This is a genomic window from Streptomyces sp. NRRL S-31 (assembly GCF_000718775.1).
In the GTDB taxonomy this organism is placed as follows: Bacteria; Actinomycetota; Actinomycetes; order Streptomycetales; family Streptomycetaceae; genus Streptomyces.
This window is the reverse complement of record NZ_JOCB01000187.1, coordinates 1-3,596: the sequence shown is the minus strand read 5'-3', so window position 1 is coordinate 3,596 and position 3,596 is coordinate 1. Positions and strand designations below refer to the sequence as shown.

The 3,596-nt window shown below is 71.4% G+C and carries 4 protein-coding genes; all 4 read right to left on the bottom strand.

The features are described 5' to 3' along the window. Positions 1-312, bottom strand: a 312-nt coding sequence (locus IF37_RS40250) for a hypothetical protein (RefSeq protein WP_158727458.1), incomplete at its 3' end; no start/stop codon positions are given. Between the two features lie 301 nt (positions 313-613). Further along, positions 614-1,738: an ATP-binding protein gene (locus IF37_RS0137910; RefSeq protein WP_030754094.1), complete on the bottom strand. Its 1,125-nt coding sequence runs from the start codon at positions 1,736-1,738 to the stop codon at positions 614-616. After that, a complete protein-coding gene (locus IF37_RS0137905; RefSeq protein WP_030754090.1) occupies positions 1,735-2,475 on the bottom strand; it encodes a response regulator transcription factor in 741 nt (246 codons plus the stop codon). Before IF37_RS0137905 ends, IF37_RS0137910 begins: the two co-directional genes overlap by 4 nt. Before the next feature lie 112 nt (positions 2,476-2,587). Continuing rightward, positions 2,588-3,265, bottom strand: a complete 678-nt coding sequence (locus IF37_RS0137900) for a spermidine synthase (protein ID WP_030754088.1) — start codon at positions 3,263-3,265, stop codon at positions 2,588-2,590. Positions 3,266-3,596 lie beyond the last annotated feature (331 nt).

Genomic DNA, 3,596 nt, shown 5'->3' with positions numbered 1-3,596 from the left:
CTTCGGGGCCGCGGGGGCCGGGGCGGCGGCCTGGGGGGCCGGGGCCGCGGGCTGGGCCTGCGGGGCCGTGCTGGTGGTCCCTGCGGCCCCCGCGGCCGCAGTACCCGCCGGGGCCGGGGTGGCAGGAGCCCCCGGCTTGTAATCGGCGAAGAAGTCCCACCAGGCACGGTCTACCGAGTTCGGGTCCTGGAGGTACTGCTGATAGATCTCGTCGACGAGCCACTCGTTCGCACCGAACGCGGCCGCGGGGTTCTTCCCTGCTTGGTCGTCGGTGGTGCGAGAGCTCGAGTTACTGGGGGACTGTGGCGACACGGCGGCAACCGCCCTCTTCCGCTTCACAAGGTGATGGACAGCGGGAATAAAGGCTACGCCTCCAAGAGCGCGAAGGTCAGGTCGAGCCCGTTCATCGTCGTGTAAGTCACATCAGAAATCTTGTTTCAGGGCTTGAAATGGCGGGAAACAACCGTGGTTCCGCATGTGGAAGGGTGCACCGGCGCGGGCCCGGCGCGTCTTCGTTCGACGGGTGGCGCGGGCCTGCCCTGATCACACGTGTCCGGCTGCGCGGCACGGCAGCGACCGTCGTGGATCTTGTGCTTCCGGTTCGGACCTTACGTCAACTGCGGACGGAAGTCAGGCCCGGGAGAGTGACGATGATCCGGCAGCCGATCGTGGATTCGGCCACGCCTATCCGGCCGCCGTGCAGATCCACGGCCCACCGGGCGATCGCCAGCCCCAGCCCCGTGCCGCCGTCGCTGCCCGGGCCGTGCGGCCGGGTCACCGCGCCGCGGTTGAACCGCTCGAACACCTTGTGCCACTCCGACCGGGGGATGCCGGGACCCTCGTCCAGGACCTCCAGCTCCAGCGACTCCGGCTGCGGCCCGCGCCGGGCCCGCACGGTGACCCGGCCGTGCGGCGGGCTGTGCTTGACCGCGTTGTCGATCAGGTTGGCGACGACCTGGTGGATGCGCTCGGGATCGGCGTGCGCGGTCAGCTCCAGCGGCTCGACGTCGAGGTGCAGATGGACGTCCGTGCGCTTGTGGCTGCCGGAGCCGGAGGCGATGCCCGAACGCGCGGAGGCGGCCATGTTGGCCTCCTTCAGCACGCCCGACAGGTACGGCCACACCTCGAAGCGGCGCGTCTTCAGCGGGACCACGCCGTTGTCGAGCCGGGACAGGTCCAGCAGCGTCTCCACCAGGCGGCCCAGCCGCTCGGTCTGCTTCAGGGCCGTCCGCATGGTCTCCGGGTCGGCCTCGGTGACGCCGTCGACGATGTTCTCCAGCACCGCGCGCAGCCCGGCGATCGGGGTGCGCAGCTCGTGCGAGACGTTCGCCACCAGCTCCTTGCGCTGGCTGTCCTGCGCCTCCAGCTCGTCCGCCATGACGTTGATCGTCTGGGCCAGGTCGCCGAGTTCGTCGCGGCGGTTCTCCTTCACCCGGCGCGTGTAGTCGCCGTGCGAGATCGAGCGGGCCACCGTGTTCATCTCGTCCAGCGGCATGGTGAGCGAGTGGGCCACGAACTGCGTGATGAGCAGGGTGGCGATCATCGAGAAGACCGTGATGAAGCGCAGTTCCGTCTTGGTGTGCACCGCGACGATGGACAGACCGGTGGTGATCAGCACCGCGATGACGACCAGCGCGCCCAGCTTGGTCTTGATCGAGAACGGGCGTACGCCGCCCCAGGGTTCCTCGCCGAGGGCCCCGGGGCTCCTCCGTGCGGCCTGGCGCCCGCCGCCGCTCACGGTGTCGGGGTCTCCAGCGCGTAGCCCACACCGTGCACGGTGCGGATCCGCTCGGCGCCGATCTTCCGGCGCAGCGCCTTGATGTGGCTGTCGACCGTGCGGGTGCCGGAGGCGTCCGCCCAGTCCCACACCTCGGCCAGCAGCTGCTCCCGGGAGAGCACCGCGCGCGGGGTGTTCGCCAGGCACACCAGCAGATCGAACTCGGTGGGCGTCAGGTGCACGTCCTCGGACTTCACCCGCACCCGGCGCTGCGCGTGGTCGATCTCCAGCTCGCCGAGCCGAAGGATTCCGCTGCGCGGTGTCGAGGCGGCGATCGCGGCCCGCTCCACCCGTCGCAGCAGCACGTGCACGCGGGCCGCCAGCTCCCGCATCGAGAACGGCTTGGTCATGTAGTCGTCGGCGCCCACGCCGAGCCCGACCAGCATGTCCGTCTCGTCGTCCCGCGCGGTGAGCATCAGCACCGGCACCGGCCGCTGGGCCTGCACGCGCCGGCAGACCTCCAGCCCGTCGAAGCCGGGCAGCATGATGTCGAGGATCAGCAGGTCGGGCTGCCACGCCTCGGCCGTGTCGACCGCGGCCGGACCGTCGGCCGCCGTCTGCACCAGGAAACCCTCGGCGCGCAGCCGGGCCGCGATGGCGTCGACGATCGTCGGGTCGTCCTCGACGACGAGTACCCGGCGCTGTGCGCCGGGGGTGGTCGTCGTCGCGCCGCTCTGGGAGGTGTGTGTCTGCTCCATCGCCCGCCCCTGTTGTTGCTTTCCGGAATCCGTGGGGTGATCCCATGTCTGCGTTCGACGCTTGAAAGATCCGCGTCAGGGCAGCACATTACGGGGACTCACCGCGCTGTCGCTATCCAGGTCGGACGGCGAGGTGGACCGCGTCCGGAACGCCTCGGGCAACGGGCACCTCTTCGGTACGCACCTGTCGGAACCCGGCATTCCGCAAGGTTCCTTCGAATTCCGGCGAGGGCTGGGCGGACCACACCGCGAGCACGCCGCCGGGCCTCAACACCCGTGCGCAGGCGGCGAGTCCGGCGGGCGAGTAGAGGCTGTCGTTGTCCTGTGTGACCGTCCAGTCGGGGCCGTTGTCGATGTCCAGGCAGAGCGCGTCGAACGTGTCGGATGTCTCATTGACGTACGCCACGAGATCCGCTTCCACGATCCTGGTGCGGGGGTCGGCGAGGGCGCCGGCGGACAGTTCGGCCAGCGGGCCGTCCCGGTGCCAGCCGATGACGGCGGGTTCCCGCTCCACCACGGTGATCCGTCCCCACCCGGCGTCCGCCGCGGCGTGTGCGAGCGAGAACCCCACGCCCAGCCCGCCGATCAGCACCTCCGGCGCCGCGCGTCCGTCCAGCGCGTGCCGCGCGGCGTCGACCAGCAGCCGCTCCGAGCGGCCGTCGGAAGTGTCCATCAGGAAACAGCCGTTGGCGATGATCTGGAGCAGCGCGCCGTGTCTGCGCAGCACCACCTCGCCGTACGGTCCGTCGCGCCGGTCCAGGACCACGGGGGTGTCGTAGGCGGCAGTCATGACTCTCATCCTGCTCGAACCGGGCCGGCTCTTCACGGGAATTACCCGGGAGACCCACGGACGGGTGGCCCGTGGGGGAGCCGGGCGCGGCCGGCGAGTGAGGGATGGCCCTGCGAGCGCCCCCGTGTGGCGCCGGTCATGGGCGGCGGTGCGCCGGGCGCGAAGGGTGGGGCCCGACGGGAGGAGCGCCGCACCGTGGAACGCGAGCCGAGAGGTCCGGCGGACCCGGCCCCGCCGGGCGGTACGTCCGCTGTCCCGCCCCCGCCCGGGGTACGGCCGCTGTCCCGCCCCCGCCCGGGGGCGGGACGGCGGCCGTACCCCCGGGCGGGGG

Bases quoted from the DNA above. Each gene is read 5' to 3' on its own strand.
- IF37_RS0137900 (WP_030754088.1), bottom strand. From the start codon at position 3,265: ATGACTGCCGCCTACGACACCCCCGTGGTCCTGGACCGGCGCGACGGA.
- IF37_RS0137905 (WP_030754090.1), bottom strand. From the start codon at position 2,475: ATGGAGCAGACACACACCTCCCAGAGCGGCGCGACGACGACCACCCCC.